This is a genomic window from Acinetobacter terrae, from assembly GCF_013004375.1.
GTDB lineage: Bacteria > Pseudomonadota > Gammaproteobacteria > Pseudomonadales > Moraxellaceae > Acinetobacter > Acinetobacter terrae.
This window is the reverse complement of sequence record NZ_JABERI010000041.1, coordinates 132661-152354: the sequence shown is the minus strand read 5'-3', so window position 1 is coordinate 152354 and position 19694 is coordinate 132661. Positions and strand designations below refer to the sequence as shown.

Here is a 19694-nt window from a genome sequence, read left to right as displayed (position 1 = left end):
CTTATTTTTCATCATTTTGTGGAATGGGTGGCATCACGGCATCCATCATCTCCAAATGCCCTTTGATGACCCCTTTTAAAGCAATAAATTGTTGGCTGATGTGCTGTAGTTCATCACTGACACCCTGCATCAGCATCACTTGTAAAATTTTTTCGTCATCCAGCTGAATATGCAGCGAACTAATGACTTGAGATAAAAACTGTTGTTGCAGGTCAATAAGTTGTGTACGCAAGGGTTTTAGGCTCACGTCATAAAGTAAGGTCAACGTGCCGACCATCACCGCGTTATTTTCGATATGATCGGCAATTAAATGTTTATTGATCATGTCGACAATGGCTTGTGAACGACTTTCGTAGTGCTGCTCTACAATTTTTTGATCGAGCGCATTCAGCGTTTGTTCAGGCACGGTAATACTGATGCGTGCCAGTTTCTGTTTTGGCACAGTGTTATCCTCGCGGGTGATCCTGTTTCACGTATAAACCGGCACGTGCAGTTAAAATTTCGATTAAAAATTGTTTCCATGGATGCAGTGCTTTTTTCTGTTTAGCAGCGTTCATGTGCATCTCCTTTTGGGTATTACCAAAACTTTGTTTTGTATTACTTAAAGAAATGCAGAAAGCGTGCCAGTTTTGGCTTTTATTATTGGAATGGAAAACTCGGATAAAATGGCAAAAAAAAAAGCCCCACTACGCTGAGATGGGGCTTGCTTGGAATTAAGCTGAGTTGATTGATTCACCGGCTTATTTCATATTATTGCTCATGTACTGTAATTTTTTTTATACATGATGGGTTGACCGATGATTGTAGTTGAGTGATCAAGTGGATTGCTCTCCTCTGTTTATGTGGTATATAAATAAAAGCAGAAAGCGTGCCAAAATCTAAAATTAAGTGCATTAAGTCGCAATGGCATATAAAAAGCCCCACCAAAGCCTAGTGAGACAATACGAGGGTAATTTACCCACTTCAAATATGCTTAAAAAATGTACCATATTGCACCATTGGGGTTCGGGTGTGCATCAAAGTGTGGCTGAGTTGTTCAGTCAGCTTTCTCTTTAAATACCGACTTTATATAAGATTGATGATTATGTGACGTGTACTTGTGAGATTGAACGTATTACTCATCATTCATGAGAATCATTTTTAGGATGGTCTTTTTTTTACATATTCTTATAAATGCTATCTCGGTGGTCTACATCTAGAACCAATCACACAATTTTTGAATCAAGCACTTGATAAACCAAGCAGTAGCCTGCCGATATCAATTTCACTTTATAGAGGTCAACTGAGCCACTTAGTTTGTTTTATTGAATTTATCAACATTTGAGGTATAAGAGTCTTAAGCGGTCTTTACTTTCAATTTAATTAAAAATATTCAGTTTTATACTGATATGTGCTAGTTTTGCACAAATTTTATGACTTTATTTCAAGAATTTTTCATGCAAAAATATACAGTTAACCAATATCTAATTGAAAATATACTTTCATGGGTGTCATCGGGTGAAATTGCAATTCCTGAAATTCAACGCCCCTTTGTTTGGGACAGCTCGAAAGTACGTGATTTGATGGATAGCCTTTATCAAGGTTTTCCTATTGGTTATGTAATTGCTTGGAAAAATCCAAACGTAAAACTGAAAGATGGTACTTTAAGCGAAGGTAAGAAAGTACTTATCGATGGACAACAGCGTATTACAGCCTTAACAGCAGGTATTCTAGGCCAATACGTTATTAATAAAAGCTATCAACGTGTAAAAATTAAAATCGCCTTTAATCCTATTGAAGAAAAATTTGAAGTACAAAACCCAGCAATTTTAAAAGATAAAACTTGGTTAGCAGATATTCATGACGCTTTTTCCGGACAAATTAGTTTGATCAAACTGGTGCGTGAATACTTAAAACTTAATCCTGATGTCGATGAAGATCATATTGAAAATGCTTTTACACGTTTAATCAGCATTACTAAAAAACCTATTGGGATGATTGAATTAGCCCCTGAACTTGATATTGAAACTGTTACTGAAATTTTTATTCGTATTAACTCTAAAGGTGTAGTACTTAGTCAGGCCGACTTCGCAATGAGTAAAATTGCTTCAGACACTGAAAATGATGGAAATACATTACGTAAAGCAATTGATTACTTCTGTCATTTAGCAATTTCACCTGAATTTTATAAACATATCGAAGATTATGATTCTGATTTTGCCAATACAGACTATTATCAAAAAATGATATGGTTGAAAAAAGAAAATGAGGATCTTTATGATCCGAGCTATAACGATTTATTACGAGTAGCATTTACTTCTCAGTTTAATCGCGGGCGTCTTTCCGATCTTGTTAGCTTACTCTCGGGTCGTAATTTTGAAACACGTACTTTCGAAGCTGACATTTCAACAGAGTCTTATAAAAAATTAAAAGTAGGCGTACAAAATTATATAAATGAAACGAATTTTAAAAGATTCTTAATGATTGTTAAATCTGCTGGTTTCATTTCACCTAAGCTTATACGTTCGCAGAATGCCCTTAACTTTGCATATATTTTATATTTAAAGTTAAAAGACTTAGCAGTTAATTCAGTAAAAATTGAAAGATATGTAAAACGATGGTTGGTCTATAGTATTTTAACTGGACGCTATTCTGCATCTCCTGAAAGTACGATTGATTACGATATTAAACAAATTTCAGAAAAGTCATTCGATGTTTATTTAAAAGAAAAAGAAGAAAGTGAGTTATCTGATGCTTTTTGGAATTCATCATTGCCATTAAGCTTAGATACTTCAGTTGCTAGCAGTCCATATTTTCACGTATTTTTAGCATCACAAGTCAAAGACCATGATCTAGGTTTCTTATCCAAAGACATTACTGTTAGTCATATGATCGAGCATCGAGGTGATGTTCATCATCTTTTCCCCAAAGAATACCTAAAAAATGCAGGGTTAGACCGGAGCAAATACAATCAGATTGCTAATTATGTCTATATGCAACAGGATATTAATATTAAAGTGGGTAAACAATCTCCTCAAGAATATTTCTCAATTATTCGAAATCAAATTAAAACGAATGAAATTGCGATCTCAGGTATTACAAATGAAATTGAATTAATAAATAATTTTAAGGCTCATTGTATTCCTAAAGAAATTGAACATATGACTATAGACAATTATTTTGAATTCTTGGAGCAACGAAGAAAACTTATGGCACATAAAATTAAAAATTATTACTTCAGCTTATAAAAAAAAGACCGCATAAGCGGTCTTTTTTATTTCTATTTCATCAAGCCACTGGCGCTAACGTAAACAACACCTGCCCCGTTTTCACCGTTTGCCCTTTTTCAATTGTAATGGCATCTACACGCATACGTTCAGGCGCAATAATTGGAATCTCAATCTTCATTGCTTCAATGACTGCCAAAGTTGCACCTTCTTCAACAATATCCCCCGATGCACATTCAATTTTCCAGATTGAACCCGGCATATGTGATTCCACTGCACAACCACCTTCAGGAATATCTACGCCTTCGCCATCATCCACAGCATCAAGGCTTTCAGTCATATACTCCGCCAAACCTGCTTCATGCCAGCGACGGCGCTCCGCTTCAAAATTGGCTTGTTGGGTTTCTTTAAAACTGTGAATGGTATCGCTATTGTCTTTTAAGAATTGATTATATTCTTTCAGGTTCAATACACCGTCTTCAATGCGTAGCTTTAAACGACCGGCTTTAAAGTCCTCACGCATCTGCATCAGTTCAGTTTCAGACACTTCATAAAACTTGATTTGGTCAAAGAAACGTAACAGCCAAGGCATGCCTTGTTCAAAGTCCGGGTTTTTACGGTAGCGTGACCACATTTGCGTAGTACGTCCGACAAATTGATAGCCCCCCGGACCTTCCATGCCATAGACACACATATACGCACCGCCAATACCTACGGCATTTTCCGGTGTCCATGTCCGTGCAGGATTATATTTGGTGGTCACTAAACGTTGCCGCGGATCAAGTGGCGTAGCCACAGGTGCACCCAAATACACATCGCCCAAGCCCATCACCAAATAATTGGCATCAAAAACCACATCTTTAACGGCTTGTTTAGATGCTAAACCATTAATACGGCGGATAAATTCGATATTGTCCGGACACCACGGCGCGTCACTTCGTACTGTTTGCACATAACGCTCAGTTGCCAACTGAGTTTGTGAATCTTCCCAAGCCAGCGGCAAGTACACGGTACGCGATGGCACTTCCATTTCGGTCACATCAGGCAATTCTGCTTCTGCGACCTGTAATAAGCGCAATAAATCCAGTTGATCGAGTTTTAATGAGTCAAAATGGATTTGTAGCGAACGAATCCCCGGTGTCAGGTCAATGATGCCGGCAATTTTTTGCTTTTGAACCCATTGCATGAGGGCATGAATACGGAAGCGTAAGTTCAGATCAAGCACCAACTCGCCATATTCCACCAACATATAGTTGTTGCCTGCAGGACGATACACCACATCAGGCAAACCATTTTCACCTTTTAAGCTATCAAGCACGGCATTTTTCAGTGTTGATAGCTCAGGATAAAATGATTCATCAAATACCACAGCTTGCGTATCGCTTGCTTCTAATTGCGCATGATATTTTTCATTTAAAAGTTTGGCTTGGTGATAGCTGACAGGGACAAATTTTACTTTGTCACCGGCTTTCAATTGACCGAGTTTCCAAAGTTCTGAATTGATCACCACCGCAGGACAGACGAAACCACCCAAACTTGGACCATCTGGACCCAAGATAATCGGCATATCGCCAGTGAAATCAATCGCACCAATCGCATAGGCATTGTCATGAATATTGGATGGATGCAAACCTGCCTCACCGCCGTCTTCACGGGCCCATTCCGGTTTTGGCCCAATTAGACGGATACCGGTACGGCTTGAGTTAAAGTGAATCTCAAAGGTGTTGGTAAAAAAAGTATCAATGTCACGCTTGGTGAAGAAATCCGGCGCACCATGCGGGCCATACATCACCGCAATTTCCCAATCATGGGAGAAGGCCGGAACTTGATTTTCCGCTAAAGCGACTGTTTCAATTGAACTATATGCTGTGATCGGCAACATATCGCCAATCAGTAAGTTACGCCCTGCATGCCCACCAAATTGACCTAAAGTGAAAGTCGCTTTAGAGCCTAAGTATTCAGGTACATTCAGACCGCCTTTAATGCCGATATAACTACGGCAACCGGTGGTGACTTTGCCACATTTTAAAACCTGCCCTTTTTTGATGTTGATGGTTTGCCACATGGCAACCGCTACACCATCCAAAGTCGATGGCATATCACCACCGGTAATGACAATTTGACTATCACAGTGGAATTTCAGACTTGGGCCTTGTAGCGTACATTCCAGACCTGCGGTATTGGGTTCATTGCCTAAAAGTTGATTCGCCACATTTAACGATAACGGATCAATCGCACCCGATGGCGGTACACCGACATTCCAATAACCAAGTCGTCCGGTGACATCTTGCACAGCGGTTTGAATGCCGGCTTGCAAGACTTCAATCTTTTGGGTTTTCCATTCAAAGGTATTTAAAAAACGTGTGGTCTGTGTACCGGCTTTAAATACTTCACCGGCAATAATGTTTTGCAGATATTCAAGATTGGTTTCGATGCCCGCAACTTGAGTTTTCGCCAAAGTATCTGTCATGGCTTGAATTGCAGATTCACGGGTCTCGCTTGTCACAATGATTTTGGCAATCATCGGGTCATAGAAAGATGACACATTGGAGCCGGTTTCAACCCATGTTTCATTACGTGCATTCTTATCAAACTCAACAAAAGTTAGTAAACCTGCGCTCGGCTGGAAGTTCTTAATCGGGTCTTCGGCATATAAACGGACTTGAATTGAATGACTTTTTGATTCCAATTGTGCTGTTGGTGCAGTCCACGTGCCTGCTGCCAACTTCACCATCCATTCCACCAAGTCCACCCCAAAGACTTGCTCCGTCACGCCGTGTTCGACTTGCAGACGGGTGTTTACTTCCAGGAAATAGAATTCCTGTGTGTCGGTGTCCATCACGAATTCAACTGTCCCTGCCGAACGGTAATTCACCGATTGCATCAATTGAATAGCCACGGACTGTAGATAATCACGTTGCGTATCATTCAGGTGCGGTGCCGGGGTTTCCTCAATCACCTTTTGGTTACGGCGTTGTACCGAACAATCACGTTCACCCAGTGCCAAGACTTGCCCTTGACCATCACCAAAAATTTGCACTTCAATATGACGTGCGTTTTGTACGAATTTTTCTAAATACAAACCGGCATCTTTAAAATTGGCTTGGGCTAAATAAGATACAGTGACATAGGCATCTTTCAGTTCGGTTTCATTCCAGACCAGACGCATGCCAATACCACCACCGCCTGCGGTACTTTTCAGCATCAGCGGATAGCCAATACGCGCAGCTTCCGTTAACGCTTCAGCTTCATCTGCTAATAACTGACTGCCCGGAAGTAATGGCACATTCGCCTGAATCGCCAGTTCACGCGCGGTATGTTTTAAACCGAACTCACGCATTTGCTGTGAAGTTGGGCCAATAAAGGCAATGCCTGCAGCTTCACACAAGTCACAAAATTCAGCATTTTCAGAGAGGAAGCCATAGCCCGGATGAATCGCCTGTGCACCGGTCTGTTTTGCCACTTCTAAAATTTTATTGACATTTAAATAGCTTTGGCTGGCAGGAGCATCACCAATGTAAACGGCTTCATCCGCTAAAGTGACATGTAGTGAATCACGATCGGCTTCGGAATAAACGGCAACGGATTGAATGCCCAGTTTTTTTAAACTACGAATGACACGGCAAGCGATGGCACCGCGGTTGGCAATTAAAACTTTAGTCAATTTAGGCATATTATTATTTTTCATTTTAGGCTTCCTCGCCTTCACGAACCACCAATTGGATTTGCGTCGGGTTGTAGGCATTACATGGGTTATTCAGTTGTGGACAGTTTGAGATCAGCACGATCAAATCCATTTCTGCTTGAATTTCGACATATTTACCCGGTGCGGAAATACCATCGTCAAATTTAAGCGCACCTTCTGCCGTCACCGGTACATTCATAAAGAAATTAATGTTCGGTCCAATATGACGCACGTTTAAGCCATGTTTTTGCGCAATCGGATGCTTTGCGAGCGCATACATAAAGTTATTACGGCAGCTGTGCATCGGATAGGTTTCATGTGCATAACGTACGGTATTGCTTTCACATGAACATGCACCGCCTAAAGTGTCATGGCGACCGCAATTATCATCATGAATGATGGCCATCGGACGACCAAGGTTGCTGTATAAAGTGGTGCCTTTTTCTAGATAAATATATTGGTTAATCGCCAAAGTATCGGTTGCGCTATAACGCTCGGACGGATTTTCTGCCGATATGAATAAGGTATCTACGGCTTGGTTACCTTCTAAGTCAATAATGCGGAAATACTGGCCTTTTTTGACTTCGCACATCCATGCTTCACCAGCAGGACAAACTTCACTGAGCACTGTTTTTTCGAATGATTGTAAAACTGTCATGATGCTTCTCCTGATCTTAGATGCTGCTTAGGGCGTAGTAACGAGCATTGTTCGCAAATGCACGCTGATTTTGCGGACAGGCATCACGACAAATATCGCTTTCACTTAAGGGATTGGCTTTGAATAAAGACAATTGAATATCTGCAGGACTATAGCTCGTACTTGAATCTAAACCATGTGGCGCGGCTGACAGGAACACCAGACAGTCCATTTCAAAACGCAGTTCTACGATTTGATCACTGTTATCTGCACTTACATAAGACAGTTTGCCTGTAGCATCTGGGGCAACTTTAGAGAAAAGATTCACGGTGGCACTGAGATCGGTTTGACCTAAGGAAAATTTCGCCATTTCCACCAATAAACCATCCACACCGCTTTGGTACATCTCATTGCGGGCATCTTGAAATGTACGTGTCCCAAATTGTTTTTCAATTTGTTCGGCACGACTTGCACCGCAAAGTGTGTCATTCCAACCATGATCATCAGTGACAATAGACGCTATGACACGCCCCAAGTCTGAATACAGCACATTGCCAGTGCTTAAAAATGTAGTGTGTTGACCTTTTAGGCTATCTGGCATGTTAAAGCGTTCAAGCTTGTCATCAGCATTGACACAGAACAGCGATACATTGGCATTTGCACCAAGTGCTTTAAACTGCAGCACAGCACCTTTTTGAATGCGTCCCGACCAATGATGCCCTCCCGGCAAAACTTCAGTCCAGAGTGTTTGATTATTATGATAGTTGCTTAAGCCCATTGCGGTTACCTCTTCGGTTGTTGGCATGACCTCCCGGGCTTTTATCCCTCCGTGTAGTTCTTGCGAACCGTGAACTCTCGGTCTCAGACATAGCATTTTCTAGATTTTGAAAATGTACCGGAACCCTAGATCACTTTTTTCATGTCATACATAAAGCAAAGGCTGTGCCAATTTAGTAATACGATTTTTTGTTTTAGTCACACTATTTTGCTTCAAAAATGATGCATTTAAGATAGTTGTTAAAATGAATGCACCATGATTAGTCAATTTCTAGAGTTTATAAGGCTTAATACTTTTTATATTCTTGGTTTTTAGGGGGCTATTGATAATATTTATGATTATTTTCCCCCTATATCGGTTTGAACAAAATTTCGATTCGTCTGATTTTGTAATGTTGTAGTTGTGTAAATTTTGACTGTATGGTTAGATCATTAAAAAAATAATAAGGAATAAAAAAATGAAATTCCATTTGCTCGTTGTTTATATGGCTTTGACTTGTAATTTTGCTCATGCAGCACAATGCTTATCAACAAGTGAATCAAAAGCATTAAATAATATTTATCAAAACTCGAGTGAATTTTATCGCCACGTCAAACTTGATTGTCAGTCTACTGATGAAATAGTTCAAAAAAACTGTGCCTCTCCCGAACATAAAAAAATATTAGAAATATATCTTAGGACTGCAATTTATGATTATGAAAATACGCATGGAGAAACATTAACCGGTAAACCCTATAAACGTGAATATCATTCTGCTTTCAAAGAAGTAACCCATAGTTTTGATAGTTGTGACGATTTAAAAAAATCTTTGAAATATTTCTTATCTACGTCTATCTGGGCGGATTGATCAGTATTTAAAGTATTCTCCTAAATGCTTTCGCAAGATAACAGAACTAAAAGATGTATTTTTATCCTTTTTTATCACTGTACTCTAGCTATGTTAATCTTTGGGTAGATTTTGAATTGATAAAGAATCCTGAAACAAGAGGAACGTATCATGGGTTACCAACACATATTACTGGCTGTTGATGATTCCCCTATTGCCATTGCTGCAGCTGATCAGACCATTCTTTTAGCCAAAGCATTAGGCAGTAAAGTAACCATAGCGAGCGTTGTCGTGATAGATCCTTTAACCAGTGTCAGTTTTTATAAAAGTGTACCTGGAATAACGGATTATTATATGGAAGCAAAAGCTCATGCTAAAAACATTTTGGCTGAGTTAGGACTGAAATTTACCAATCTAGGTATTGAAACCCATACAAAACTTCTCAGTGGTCAATCCCCAAGTGAAGCCATCACCAAACTCGCTGATGAATTAAATGTTGATTTAATCGTCGTCGGTTCTCATGGGCGTACCGGTTTAAAAAAAGCTTTTCTCGGCAGTATGGCACAAGAGATTTTGACCTCAAGCCATGTACCGGTACTCGTGGTAAAACACACAAAATAATTCTGGATGAGCAATAAATTAGCCCACTTTTTAGTGGGCTAATTTGTCTTATGATTTTCTATAAAAATGGTTATAAAAGTAATTAAAAATGATTAAAAAAACCTATTTATACTAAATAGGTTTTCCATATAGGTCATCCAGTAGCTTGATTTAGCAATTCAGCTTAACAAAAACTTAGGATTTTTCACGCTGTAATTCATTGATGGCTTGACCTTGCTTGGCAAACCACTGATCACGACGTTCAAACAAACGAGGCGCAGCTTGATTGACTTGATCAATCAGTGCCTGTAAATCGGCATGCACCAAGTGACCATTTTCCACCACGACTTGTCCTGCGACCATAGTCATCAACACATCTTGTCCTTGTACTGCATGGACCAGATTGGTATGTAAGTTAAATAAACGACCTTGATCAATCAATGGTGTCATACGTGGGGTATCAATCTTCACTGCAATCATGTCCGCCTGTTTTCCGACTTCTAGCGAACCGATTTCATGTTGCATGCCCAAAGCCCTTGCCCCTGTAAGCGTCGCCATTTGACATACCGACCAAGCATCCAGTGCAGCAGCATCGAGGTTCGAGAATTTAGCCAATAACGAGGCGGTTTTCATTTCTTCAAACATATCCAAGTTATTATTTTCTTTTTCGCCATCAGTGCCTAAACCCACCGCAACACCTTGGCGCAGCATTTCAACGATAGGCGCGGCACCAGATGCCAATTTCATATTGGAAATCGGGTTATGTGCCACACCAACTGCGTGTTGTTTTAAAATTTGAATTTCTCTGGCATCTGCCCAGACACAATGCGCCAATAAGGTTTTGGGTACATCGAGCAAGCCCAATTTTTGTAAACTTTCAATTGGGCGAATGCCAGAACGACGTAAGTTTTCTTGTACATCAAACTGACTTTCGTTGCTGTGGGTGTGAAAGCCGGTTTGATAATCATGACACAACTTTTCAATGCGCGTCAGTGCCGAAGTTTCTGCATAAAACAGGTGTTCCAAACCAACCCAGACTTGAATTCGCCCATTGGCGTGCTTATGCCAACGATTGATTAAAGCTTCATTACTTTTTAAGGTTTCAAAATAATTGTGATCCGGATGCTCCGCAACATAGGGCACAAGAACGGCACGAATCCCCAAGTCTTTTGCTGCCTCAGCACTGCCATCCATATAACGCCACATATCGACAATGGTGGTTGTGCCCGATAAAAGTGCCTCTGCATAGCACAAATAAGAGGCGATTTTGGCATCATCAGGACTAAGTACTCTGTGCATCGGATCAATAAACTGCTGTAACCAATCCCAAACCGGTAATCCTTCTGCCGTACCGCGCAGTAAACCGGAATGACAATGGGTATTGATTAAGCCCGGCATCAGTAGGGTCTGTGGATAATGCTCAATGAGTACCTCGGGATAGCGCTGGGTTAACTGCGCGAGTGAACCCACGGCTTTAATTGTGTCGCCATCAATCAGTACAGCGCCATTTTTAATGCATTCGTTCTGCGCATTCATGGTCAGGACATAAGCCGCTGTTAAAATTTTCATCGTTCCTACTCAAATTTATTTCGTTTTATTGATTTATGAATTCATGTACTTAGGGCACAAAGGTTTTGCCTAAAGAGGCTGGTAAATTCATTTTCAGTAATTTTTTATCGCGTGAAATCATCACCAACACCACAATAGTGGCTAAATACGGCAATGCGGCAAGAAACTCATTCGGTACATTGATGCCCAAGGCTTGCGCGTGAAATTGCAAAATAGTCACGCCGCCAAACAGGTAAGCACCGAGCATTAAACGGGTTGGTTTCCACACGGCAAACACCACCAAGGCAATCGCAATCCAGCCACGTCCGGCAACCATATTTTCAATCCACATCGGGGTATAGACCGTCGATAAAAATGCCCCACCAATACCAGCCATCATGCCGCCAAAAAGAACTGCGCCATAACGAATCGCCAACACGTGGTAACCCATGGCATGCGCACTTTCCGGTGATTCACCGACTGCTTTAAGCAGTAAACCCAAGCGAGTTTTTGCCAAGACAAACCACACGGCAAAAAATGCAAAAATCGACAGATACACCACATAGTTTTGTTGGAATAAAATCGGGCCAAGTACCGGAATATCAGCCAGCAGTGGAATATTAAAATTGGCTAGACCGGGTAACGCAGTGCTGACATAGTTTTGCCCCAAAAATGCGGAAATCCCCAAACCAAAAATGGTTAAAGCCAAACCACACGCCGATTGGTTGGTGCTGAGTGACAAGGTAAAAAAGGCAAAAATCAATGCCATTAACATGCCTGCTAAACCGCCCATCAATAAGGCGCTAAACACACTGGCATCATATTGTGCTGCAAAGGCAAAGCCAGCAATGGCACCCACCAGCATCATGCCTTCGACGCCCAAATTAATTACACCGCTACGCTGCGTGACCAATTCCCCCAAACCGGCAAAAATCAGCGGCGTTGCTGCAGCAACAGTACCTGCAAGAATTGCGGTTAATTCTAAAGCCATATCATGCTTCCTTTTACTGTAGACAACATTGGATTAAGAGCTGGTTGCTGCGGACTGAGGAACAGGCACAACATTCTTTTTGGCAAAACGGTAACGGTTTTCAATCAGCGCGTCAGAAGCCAACAGGAAGAACAACAATAAGCCTTGGAAAATTCCGGTAATGGCCACCGGTAGTTGCAGTTGCATTTGCGCCATTTCCCCGCCCAAATAAATCAGCGCCATAAAGCAGCCCGACAGCACAATGCCAATCGGATTCAGACGACCCAAATACGCCACAATGATGGCTGCATAGCCATACCCCGGTGACAGATTCGGATTTAGTTGTCCAATCGGGCCAGCAACTTCGCAAATACCGGCAATGCCTGCCATGGTGCCGGAAATCACCAGACTCATCCAAATGGCTTTTGAGGATGAAAAACCGGCATATTTTGCCGCCAAAGGTGCCTGACCACTGACTTCCAATTTATAAGCCGTCAGACTCTTACCCATAAACACCCAAAACAGCACCACGGCAAAAAGTGTGATAAAAAGTGACGCGTTAATGCGGGTCCCTTCCATAATCAACGGTAGCGTGGCACTGTCATTAAACATCACTGATTGTGGAAAATTCATCCCATCGGGATCACGCCAAGGTCCATTGACCAAGTACAGCAACACAAACAGCGCAACATAGTTCATCATTAAAGTGGTCAGGGTTTCTTCGGCATTAAAATGGGTTTTTAGCAAGGCAGGAATCGCGCCCCATAATGCCCCGCCTAGCGCACCCATCACGATCATCAAAGGTAAAATCCACCCGCCGATCTGATCATGGAATAAAATGGCAATACCGCCACCAAAAATTGCGCCCATGGTGAGTTGACCTTCGGCACCAATATTAAATAATTTGGCCCGAAAGCCGACCGCCAGACCCAAGGCAATTAAGATCAATGGACCGGCTTTGACCGCCAGTTCGCTCCACCCATACCCAGATGCCAGCGGTTCAATAAAAAAGATGTACATGGCTTTGGCAGGATCGACGCCCAACATTAAAAATAAAATGCTGCCGACAATCAGCATGGCCACAAGTGCAATCACAGGAGAAAGCCACTTCATCATTTTAGATGGATGTTCACGCGGTTCTAATAAATGCATTGCATCCTCCTGTAGACATAAATAGAGATTAAAAGCGTGTTAAGCATGAATTTGCTCCTCTACGCTTTGTTCTGCTGTCAGCGGACGATGGATTCCCGACATCAGCATCCCAATATTTTCTGCATTGGTCTCATCTGTGTTGACCGGTTCAGATAACTCGCCATTGGCTAACACGCACAGCCGGTCACTCATTTCAAACAGTTCTTCCAGTTCTTCTGAAATCACCAAAATGGCAACGCCCTGACGTGATAAATCAATCAGGGTTTGTCGGATAAACATCGAGGCGCCAACATCCACGCCCCATGTCGGCTGCGCCACAATCAGGATTTTTGGATTTTGCAGAATTTCACGACCGACAATAAATTTTTGTAAATTCCCGCCAGATAAAGAACGTGCTTCCGCATCACTGCCACTGGCTTTGACGCCAAATTTTTCGATACATTGCTCGGCAAAGGTTTTGCATTGGGCAAATTTAATCAATCCCCAACGGGTGAATCCTTGGCGAAAAGCCGTCAGTAAGGCATTTTGTGACAGGGTCATATTCGGTACTGCACCGCGTCCAAGCCGTTCTTCAGGGACAAAGCCCAGTCCTAGGTCGCGGCGCTGCCCTGCGCTTAGGCTTGAAATATCCTGCTGCGCTAAACAGATTTTGCCTGTTTTCAGCCGCTGTTCACCGGACAGCAAAGACAGCAGTTCTGCTTGACCATTACCCGAAATACCAGCAATACCAACAATTTCGCCGGCCTGAATGCTTAAATTGATATTTTTCAGTGACACGCCAAATGGGTCATCGGATTCGGCATGTAAATTTTCAATCTGGAATAAGGTCTGTTGGATGCCTTGATATTCTTGGCGGACATAGCTCGGTAAATCACGACCAATCATCAAGCGCGCTAAATCACTGGTACTATTGTCTTTGGGATCGACATTTCCCGTGACACAGCCATTACGCAAAATGGTCGCTTCATCACAGAGTTCTTTAATTTCATGCAGTTTGTGGCTGATATATAAAATCGAAACACCTTGGGATGCCAATAAACGTAAGGTTTTAAACAGTTGACGTACCGCTTGTGGGGTCAGGACAGAAGTCGGTTCATCTAGAATAATTAAAGCGGGATTTTGTAATAGACAGCGAATAATCTCTACACGCTGACGCTCACCCACAGACAAGGAATACACCTCACGCCGTGGATCGACCGGTAAACCGTATTGTTCAGAGACTTCAATAATTTTTTGACTGAGCACGGCTAAATCAATTTTTTCATCTAAACCCAGTGAAATATTTTCTACTACGGTGAGTGTTTCAAACAAAGAAAAATGCTGATACACCATGCCAATACCAAGTTTTCTTGCCATCGATGGATTGTCAATTTTGACTTCTTTACCGTTCCAGAGCATTTGTCCCTGATTGGCCTTGGTTGCGCCATAAATGATTTTCATCAGGGTACTTTTTCCGGCTCCATTTTCACCCAAGATGGCGTGAATTTGTCCAGGTTGAACGGTTAAATGTATCTGGTCATTCGCTTTCAATGAATTGTAACTTTTACAGATATTGATCAGCTGTAAACGCGCTACACTCGAAGCAGATTCTGGGTTCATCTCTCGCGTATGAGCAGATATATCGTGTGGAGGAGTCATCATAGGCACTCTATTTAATGCTGCGACATGCGGCATCCACCTGAAGCGCGTTATGCATTCAGATGGATGAAAAGTGAAAATTCAAAATGAGGTATCAAACCGCATTACTACAACTTAACCAGCTTCAGACTTACTTCGGTAAAGCCCCTTCTACGCCTTTCACGTAATAGTTCATTTTGCTTAAAGCCGCATCATCTAATGATTTGCCTTTTGCCAAGACCAATGCGCCATCCTGTTTATAAATTGGACCTGCAAATGGATGTAAGGTACCTTTCAGAATGGCATCACGTACGCTGAGTGCTTTTGCTTTAGATGCTGCCGACACTGAAGGACCAAAACTTTCGATATCGACTGCTTTTTGTTTAACGCCATACCAGATCGCACTTGGTTTCCAGGTTTTATTACTGACTTGCGTCATTACAGGGGTATAAATTTTTTCCCAATGTAAAACCGATGCTGCAAGATGGGCTTTCGGACCAAATTTGCTCATGTCGGAATCCCAACCAAAGGCAAAGACGCCTTTTTGTTCTGCTGCTTGTACCACAGCTGGAGAGTCGGTATTTTGCATCAGTACATCGGCACCTTGAGCAATCAATGCCAATGCTGCATCACGTTCTTTGCCCGGGTTAAACCATGAACTCACCCAAATTACTTTGGTTTTAATTTTTGGATTTACACTTTGTGCACCCAAGGTATAGGCATTGATGTTGCGTACGACTTCAGGGATCGGGAAAGAGCCAACCACCCCTAATACATTGTTTTTGGTTTTTTGACCTGCAACCACACCCAGCATATAAGCACCTTCATAGGTACGTACGTCATATACCCCTAAATTCTTTGCCTGCTTATAACCCGTTGCATGCATAAACACAGTATTTGGAAATTGCTTGGATACTTTCTCCATCGCATTCATATAACCGAACGAGGTTGCAAAAATGACTTTATTGCCTTGTTGTGCCAAGTTACGGATCACACGTTCAGCATCTGCCGTTTCAGGTACGTTTTCGATATAGGAGGTTTTATATTTTCCAGCGAGTGCTTTTTCAGTTTTAATACGGCCCTGGTCATGCGAATAGGTCCAGCCATGGTCACTGGTTGGACCAATATAAACAAATGCCGCTTTATCTTCAGCCTGAGCATTCCCCATTGCTGCCATGCCCACTACACCGCTTGCCAGCAATGCACCCACTAATTTTTTAAACTCTGTTTTCAATGCGTTTTTTTCTTTCATTATGTTCTGCTCTTGCTGTTCTCTGTGTCCACTGACACACGCCTTAAAAATGGCTTCACTCGAATGAGCTCAGTCTGTTCAATATATAAATAGCAATAACTATTCCAACTTTTGAAAAAAATAATAAATAGAGGCTATTTAAATAAAATATTTTTGTTTTAAACATTAAACGAAGCATTTTTATATTAAATTTATAAGTCTTTATTTTATGTTTTGCATTTAATTAAACAACATAAATTATTTTAAAACAAATTTATTCCAATTATGCTTATCATTGGTGCATTTAAATAAAGTGCATTAAATGTGAACATTTAATATATAATTTCAATATTGAGTAGCAAGACCCAAATATTAAAAATCCCTCTGCGTGAACAGAAGGATAAGATAATGCAGATGGATTAAATTAATTTAGCGTTGTGTCCAGAATGCCTGTTGTAATGCCGCTGTTTCTTCTTCAATTTCTGCAACTGGACCAATCAAATCAATATTTTTCTGACCATGTTCAAAGACATAAGCAGATGACACACTCATGGTCGGATTTTCCTGATGATTTCCCGTACATTCTAATAGCCGTTGTTCGGTCATGCCATAAACCACGCGGCCAATATTGGCCCAATAAATCGTTCCGGCACACATGCAACAAGGCTCTACCGCAGTATACAAGGTACATTGCCATAAATATTCGGCTAGATAATTACTGGCAGCAACACGTGCCAAGGTTGACTCGGCATGATTTACCGTATCAATATTACACTGGGTTAACAACACTGTTTGATGATCCGGTCCCACTAATACTGCGCCAAAAGGGTGATGCCCCAAAGACATCGCTCTTCGCCCAACCTCATTCGATAAGGTTAAAAACTGGATGATTTGAGCTTGATTGGGTCGATCCATTTTATTCATCATCCTATACGGTTTTCATTCTGCAGTTATTATTAAGCAGAGAATTTAAAATAATCCTGCACTTTAAAATATAATAAAAATAAAAATCATTATTATAGAATCTAGCATTATAAAATTTAGTATTTATATTTTAATCTCTATTTTATATTGATTAAATTAAAATAGATTAAACAATATAACGTTTGCTTAACCCCCACTCGGCTAATATTCGACGATAAGTCGTTGAAGAGCGATCTGCTTCAAAATGTGCTTCCATTGAAATATCAAGGGGTAACTCTTCGGGTTTTTGACTTTCCACCATTTCCTGATCTTCTGCAAAAATTTGTGCATTAAAGTCATACACGGCTTGTAAATCACCGGTGGTATCGAAGTTGCGTGTCAGCGGCACGAATAAACGGGTTTTATTATGTGAAACCGGACAACAGGCATTGAGGATTTTTAACAGCCCTTGTTCAGGAAAATGTACCGTCAACACCGCAGAAAATGGTGGATAGACATCAAATACCCGTTTCCACAAGAAACCTTCTGGTGCCAAATGTTGCATACCATGCGGATAGTTGCTGACATCACTGACATATTCGCTATGTAAACCATACTCGGTCCGTTCTGTTGAATATTTGGGCACCACCTGATTTTCACGATCTGCAAATGAACTTTGATGCACCCAAGCGAAATGCGCAACATCAATAAAACCTTCCAGCTGACGGCCACTGGAACCACCAATATCAACAAACGGCGGTAAGATCGATTGGTGCCCTGCAGTATCCCAGGTCTCTAGTTCAGGAAAATTGGCTTTCGATTCATCACGGCTAAAAATACTGGTCCAAATTAAACCGTATTTTTCGACCACTGGAAATTTAGTCAAGGAAAAGCGGTCAGAAATCTTGGTCAGTTCAGGTTGTGCCGGGATTTTGATGCATTGCCCTTCGGCGTTGTAATGTAAGCCATGATAAGGACAGACAATATTTTCACCCGATACCCAGCCTTTGGTCAAAGGTACACCGCGGTGTGGGCAGATATCACGCACCAAATGAATAGCGCCACTTTCTGTTTTATACAGTGCAAGTTTGACATCAAGCAGCGTCACTTGTTGCGGTTGGGTCGAAACGTCCTGAATACGTGCAACCGGATACCAATGATGTGCCAGAATGTCCCAGTCCTGATTATCAAACTGGCTATAACAGGGCTTGTTGAATAAATTGGTGACTGGAATTGCGTTCATATCAAACCTATATCATTGCTTTATGTCATATCTTTTTACAGGCCTTAAAATTTGCATTTTCATGTAATTTTGGCTTTACTTATCATTGAAATTACTTAATTTTTTATCATTCTGTCTATTAGAATGTTTCGTATAAATCATTCTAAAAATGAGAACACTTCAATTGGTGTGTGAATATATTTATATATAGAACATCATCATTTGGCATAAAACTCGCATAAGAACGCTTATCTAAAATGTTGATATAAATAAAAGTTGGTTCCAAGCTTTGACTAAATTGATGAATACGCCTTTTTCCCGATTTTCAGAATATTTTATAGCTGTGGCGAGAACTGGAAGTTTACGTAAAGCCGCAGATCAATTATTTATTTCCGTGTCTGCGGTACATCGGCAAATTGCTTTGGCTGAAGAAGAGTTGGGAATTGTGTTATTTGAGCGTTTGCCGAGCGGCTTAAAACTCACTCTTGCCGGTGAATTACTCTATGCCGATGTCTTGAAATGGCAAAAAGAATTCCAGCAAACCCGAATCCGTTTTGATGAAATTCAGGGGCTTACCCGTGGAACCATCGAGTTTGGTTTAATCTCTGCCTTAAGTGATGGTTTTGTCATGCAATCGGTGCAATATATGTATCAAAACTATCCATGGATCAATTTTAATATTCGGGTCGCAGACAGTGAAGTTATCGCCCGGAAGATCATCGATGCAGAATTGGATTTTGGTTTAATCCTGAATCCCAAAGCCCATCAACACCTTGAAGTGGTGCATTTTTTAGAATTGCCTTTAGGTTTTGTGATGGGAAAATCACATCCACTTGCAGAAGTCGAAAAGATTTATTTTTCAGATACCTTAAGTGACAATCATTTTATTCCCGCAGAACCCTTGATTATTCATGACTATGTGCAAGCCATGTATAAACATCATAAATTTATACCCGCACGTAAAACTGAATCGAATGATATTCGCTTGATGAATAACTTAATCAAAGCCAATACCGGCATCGGAATTTTAAGTTATTTGGACGTTTTTCCTGAGCTTGAGCGTGAGGAATTAATCTTTAAGCCTATTTTAGACAAAGGGCTGCATCCGCTGACCATTGCTCTATGTGTTGCGCCAAAACGACAAATTTCACGCGTTTCCCAGTTGATGATTAAAAATATCATTGAACAAATGGAAGACTTGAAAAGCAAGGTTAAAGATATTTTCTGTGCCTAAACCCGTTATTGGTATGGCTCTTGCTGTTTTGATTGAAATTTCAATTGTTAAGGCAAGATTATGTCGACTATTTGGATTAAACAGC

At 41.0% G+C, this 19694-nt stretch carries 15 protein-coding genes and 1 riboswitch; of the genes, 4 read left to right on the top strand and 11 right to left on the bottom strand.

Annotated features, from left to right (window positions below):
* Position 1: 1 nt before the first annotated feature.
* Entirely contained in the window at positions 2 to 442 is a 441-nt protein-coding gene (locus HLH14_RS15485) for a CopG family ribbon-helix-helix protein (RefSeq protein ID WP_086193177.1), read from the bottom strand.
* A gap of 994 nt (positions 443 to 1436) precedes the next feature.
* Here HLH14_RS15485 and HLH14_RS15480 point away from each other — a divergent pair.
* Positions 1437 to 3227 carry a GmrSD restriction endonuclease domain-containing protein gene (locus tag HLH14_RS15480; RefSeq protein ID WP_171533439.1) on the top strand — a complete coding sequence of 597 codons (1791 nt, stop codon included), beginning with the start codon at positions 1437 to 1439 and terminating at the stop codon, positions 3225 to 3227.
* A 40-nt stretch (positions 3228 to 3267) separates the two neighbouring features.
* Here the strand turns inward: HLH14_RS15480 and uca are convergent, their stop codons facing one another.
* From uca to HLH14_RS15465, 3 genes are read right to left on the bottom strand one after another with little or no spacing between them, the layout of a single operon-like run.
* Entirely contained in the window at positions 3268 to 6879 is a 3612-nt protein-coding gene (uca, locus tag HLH14_RS15475; RefSeq protein ID WP_171533482.1) for an urea carboxylase, read from the bottom strand.
* A 16-nt stretch (positions 6880 to 6895) separates the two neighbouring features.
* The gene (locus HLH14_RS15470) at positions 6896 to 7549 is read right to left on the bottom strand and encodes an urea amidolyase associated protein UAAP2 (protein ID WP_067723507.1); all 654 of its coding nucleotides are present in this window, start codon (positions 7547 to 7549) and stop codon (positions 6896 to 6898) included.
* A gap of 16 nt (positions 7550 to 7565) precedes the next feature.
* Positions 7566 to 8306, bottom strand: a complete 741-nt coding sequence (locus HLH14_RS15465) for an urea amidolyase associated protein UAAP1 (protein ID WP_171533481.1) — start codon at positions 8304 to 8306, stop codon at positions 7566 to 7568.
* 28 nt (positions 8307 to 8334) lie between these two features.
* A riboswitch (guanidine-I (ykkC/yxkD leader) is annotated at positions 8335 to 8446 on the bottom strand.
* Positions 8447 to 8763: 317 nt separating this feature from the next.
* On the opposite strand from HLH14_RS15465, the gene HLH14_RS15460 reads away from it, so the two are divergent.
* Positions 8764 to 9153 carry a hypothetical protein gene (locus HLH14_RS15460; protein WP_067723509.1) on the top strand — a complete coding sequence of 130 codons (390 nt, stop codon included), beginning with the start codon at positions 8764 to 8766 and terminating at the stop codon, positions 9151 to 9153.
* Positions 9154 to 9303: 150 nt separating this feature from the next.
* On the top strand, positions 9304 to 9753 hold the full coding sequence (locus HLH14_RS15455; RefSeq protein WP_171533438.1) for a universal stress protein: 450 nt from the start codon (positions 9304 to 9306) through the stop codon (positions 9751 to 9753).
* Positions 9754 to 9927: 174 nt separating this feature from the next.
* On the opposite strand, the gene HLH14_RS15450 is transcribed toward HLH14_RS15455, so the two are convergent.
* The 7 genes from HLH14_RS15450 to HLH14_RS15420 all read right to left on the bottom strand — a co-directional run bounded on the left by HLH14_RS15450 (position 9928) and on the right by HLH14_RS15420 (position 18396).
* A complete protein-coding gene (locus tag HLH14_RS15450) occupies positions 9928 to 11301 on the bottom strand; it encodes an amidohydrolase family protein (RefSeq protein WP_171533437.1) in 1374 nt (457 codons plus the stop codon).
* 49 nt (positions 11302 to 11350) lie between these two features.
* Entirely contained in the window at positions 11351 to 12271 is a 921-nt protein-coding gene (locus HLH14_RS15445; RefSeq protein ID WP_171533436.1) for an ABC transporter permease, read from the bottom strand.
* A 33-nt stretch (positions 12272 to 12304) separates the two neighbouring features.
* Positions 12305 to 13402: an ABC transporter permease gene (locus tag HLH14_RS15440; protein WP_171533435.1), complete on the bottom strand. Its 1098-nt coding sequence runs from the start codon at positions 13400 to 13402 to the stop codon at positions 12305 to 12307.
* Positions 13403 to 13441: 39 nt separating this feature from the next.
* On the bottom strand, positions 13442 to 15043 hold the full coding sequence (locus tag HLH14_RS15435) for an ABC transporter ATP-binding protein (RefSeq protein ID WP_171533434.1): 1602 nt from the start codon (positions 15041 to 15043) through the stop codon (positions 13442 to 13444).
* 127 nt (positions 15044 to 15170) lie between these two features.
* Positions 15171 to 16271: a BMP family ABC transporter substrate-binding protein gene (locus tag HLH14_RS15430; RefSeq protein WP_171533433.1), complete on the bottom strand. Its 1101-nt coding sequence runs from the start codon at positions 16269 to 16271 to the stop codon at positions 15171 to 15173.
* A 408-nt stretch (positions 16272 to 16679) separates the two neighbouring features.
* The gene (locus tag HLH14_RS15425) at positions 16680 to 17165 is read right to left on the bottom strand and encodes a nucleoside deaminase (RefSeq protein WP_171533432.1); all 486 of its coding nucleotides are present in this window, start codon (positions 17163 to 17165) and stop codon (positions 16680 to 16682) included.
* A 175-nt stretch (positions 17166 to 17340) separates the two neighbouring features.
* Entirely contained in the window at positions 17341 to 18396 is a 1056-nt protein-coding gene (locus HLH14_RS15420; protein WP_171533431.1) for an aromatic ring-hydroxylating oxygenase subunit alpha, read from the bottom strand.
* A gap of 280 nt (positions 18397 to 18676) precedes the next feature.
* Between HLH14_RS15420 and HLH14_RS15415 the strand changes: the two genes are divergently transcribed.
* Positions 18677 to 19609 carry a LysR family transcriptional regulator gene (locus HLH14_RS15415; RefSeq protein WP_171533430.1) on the top strand — a complete coding sequence of 311 codons (933 nt, stop codon included), beginning with the start codon at positions 18677 to 18679 and terminating at the stop codon, positions 19607 to 19609.
* The last annotated feature ends 85 nt before the right edge of the window (positions 19610 to 19694 follow it).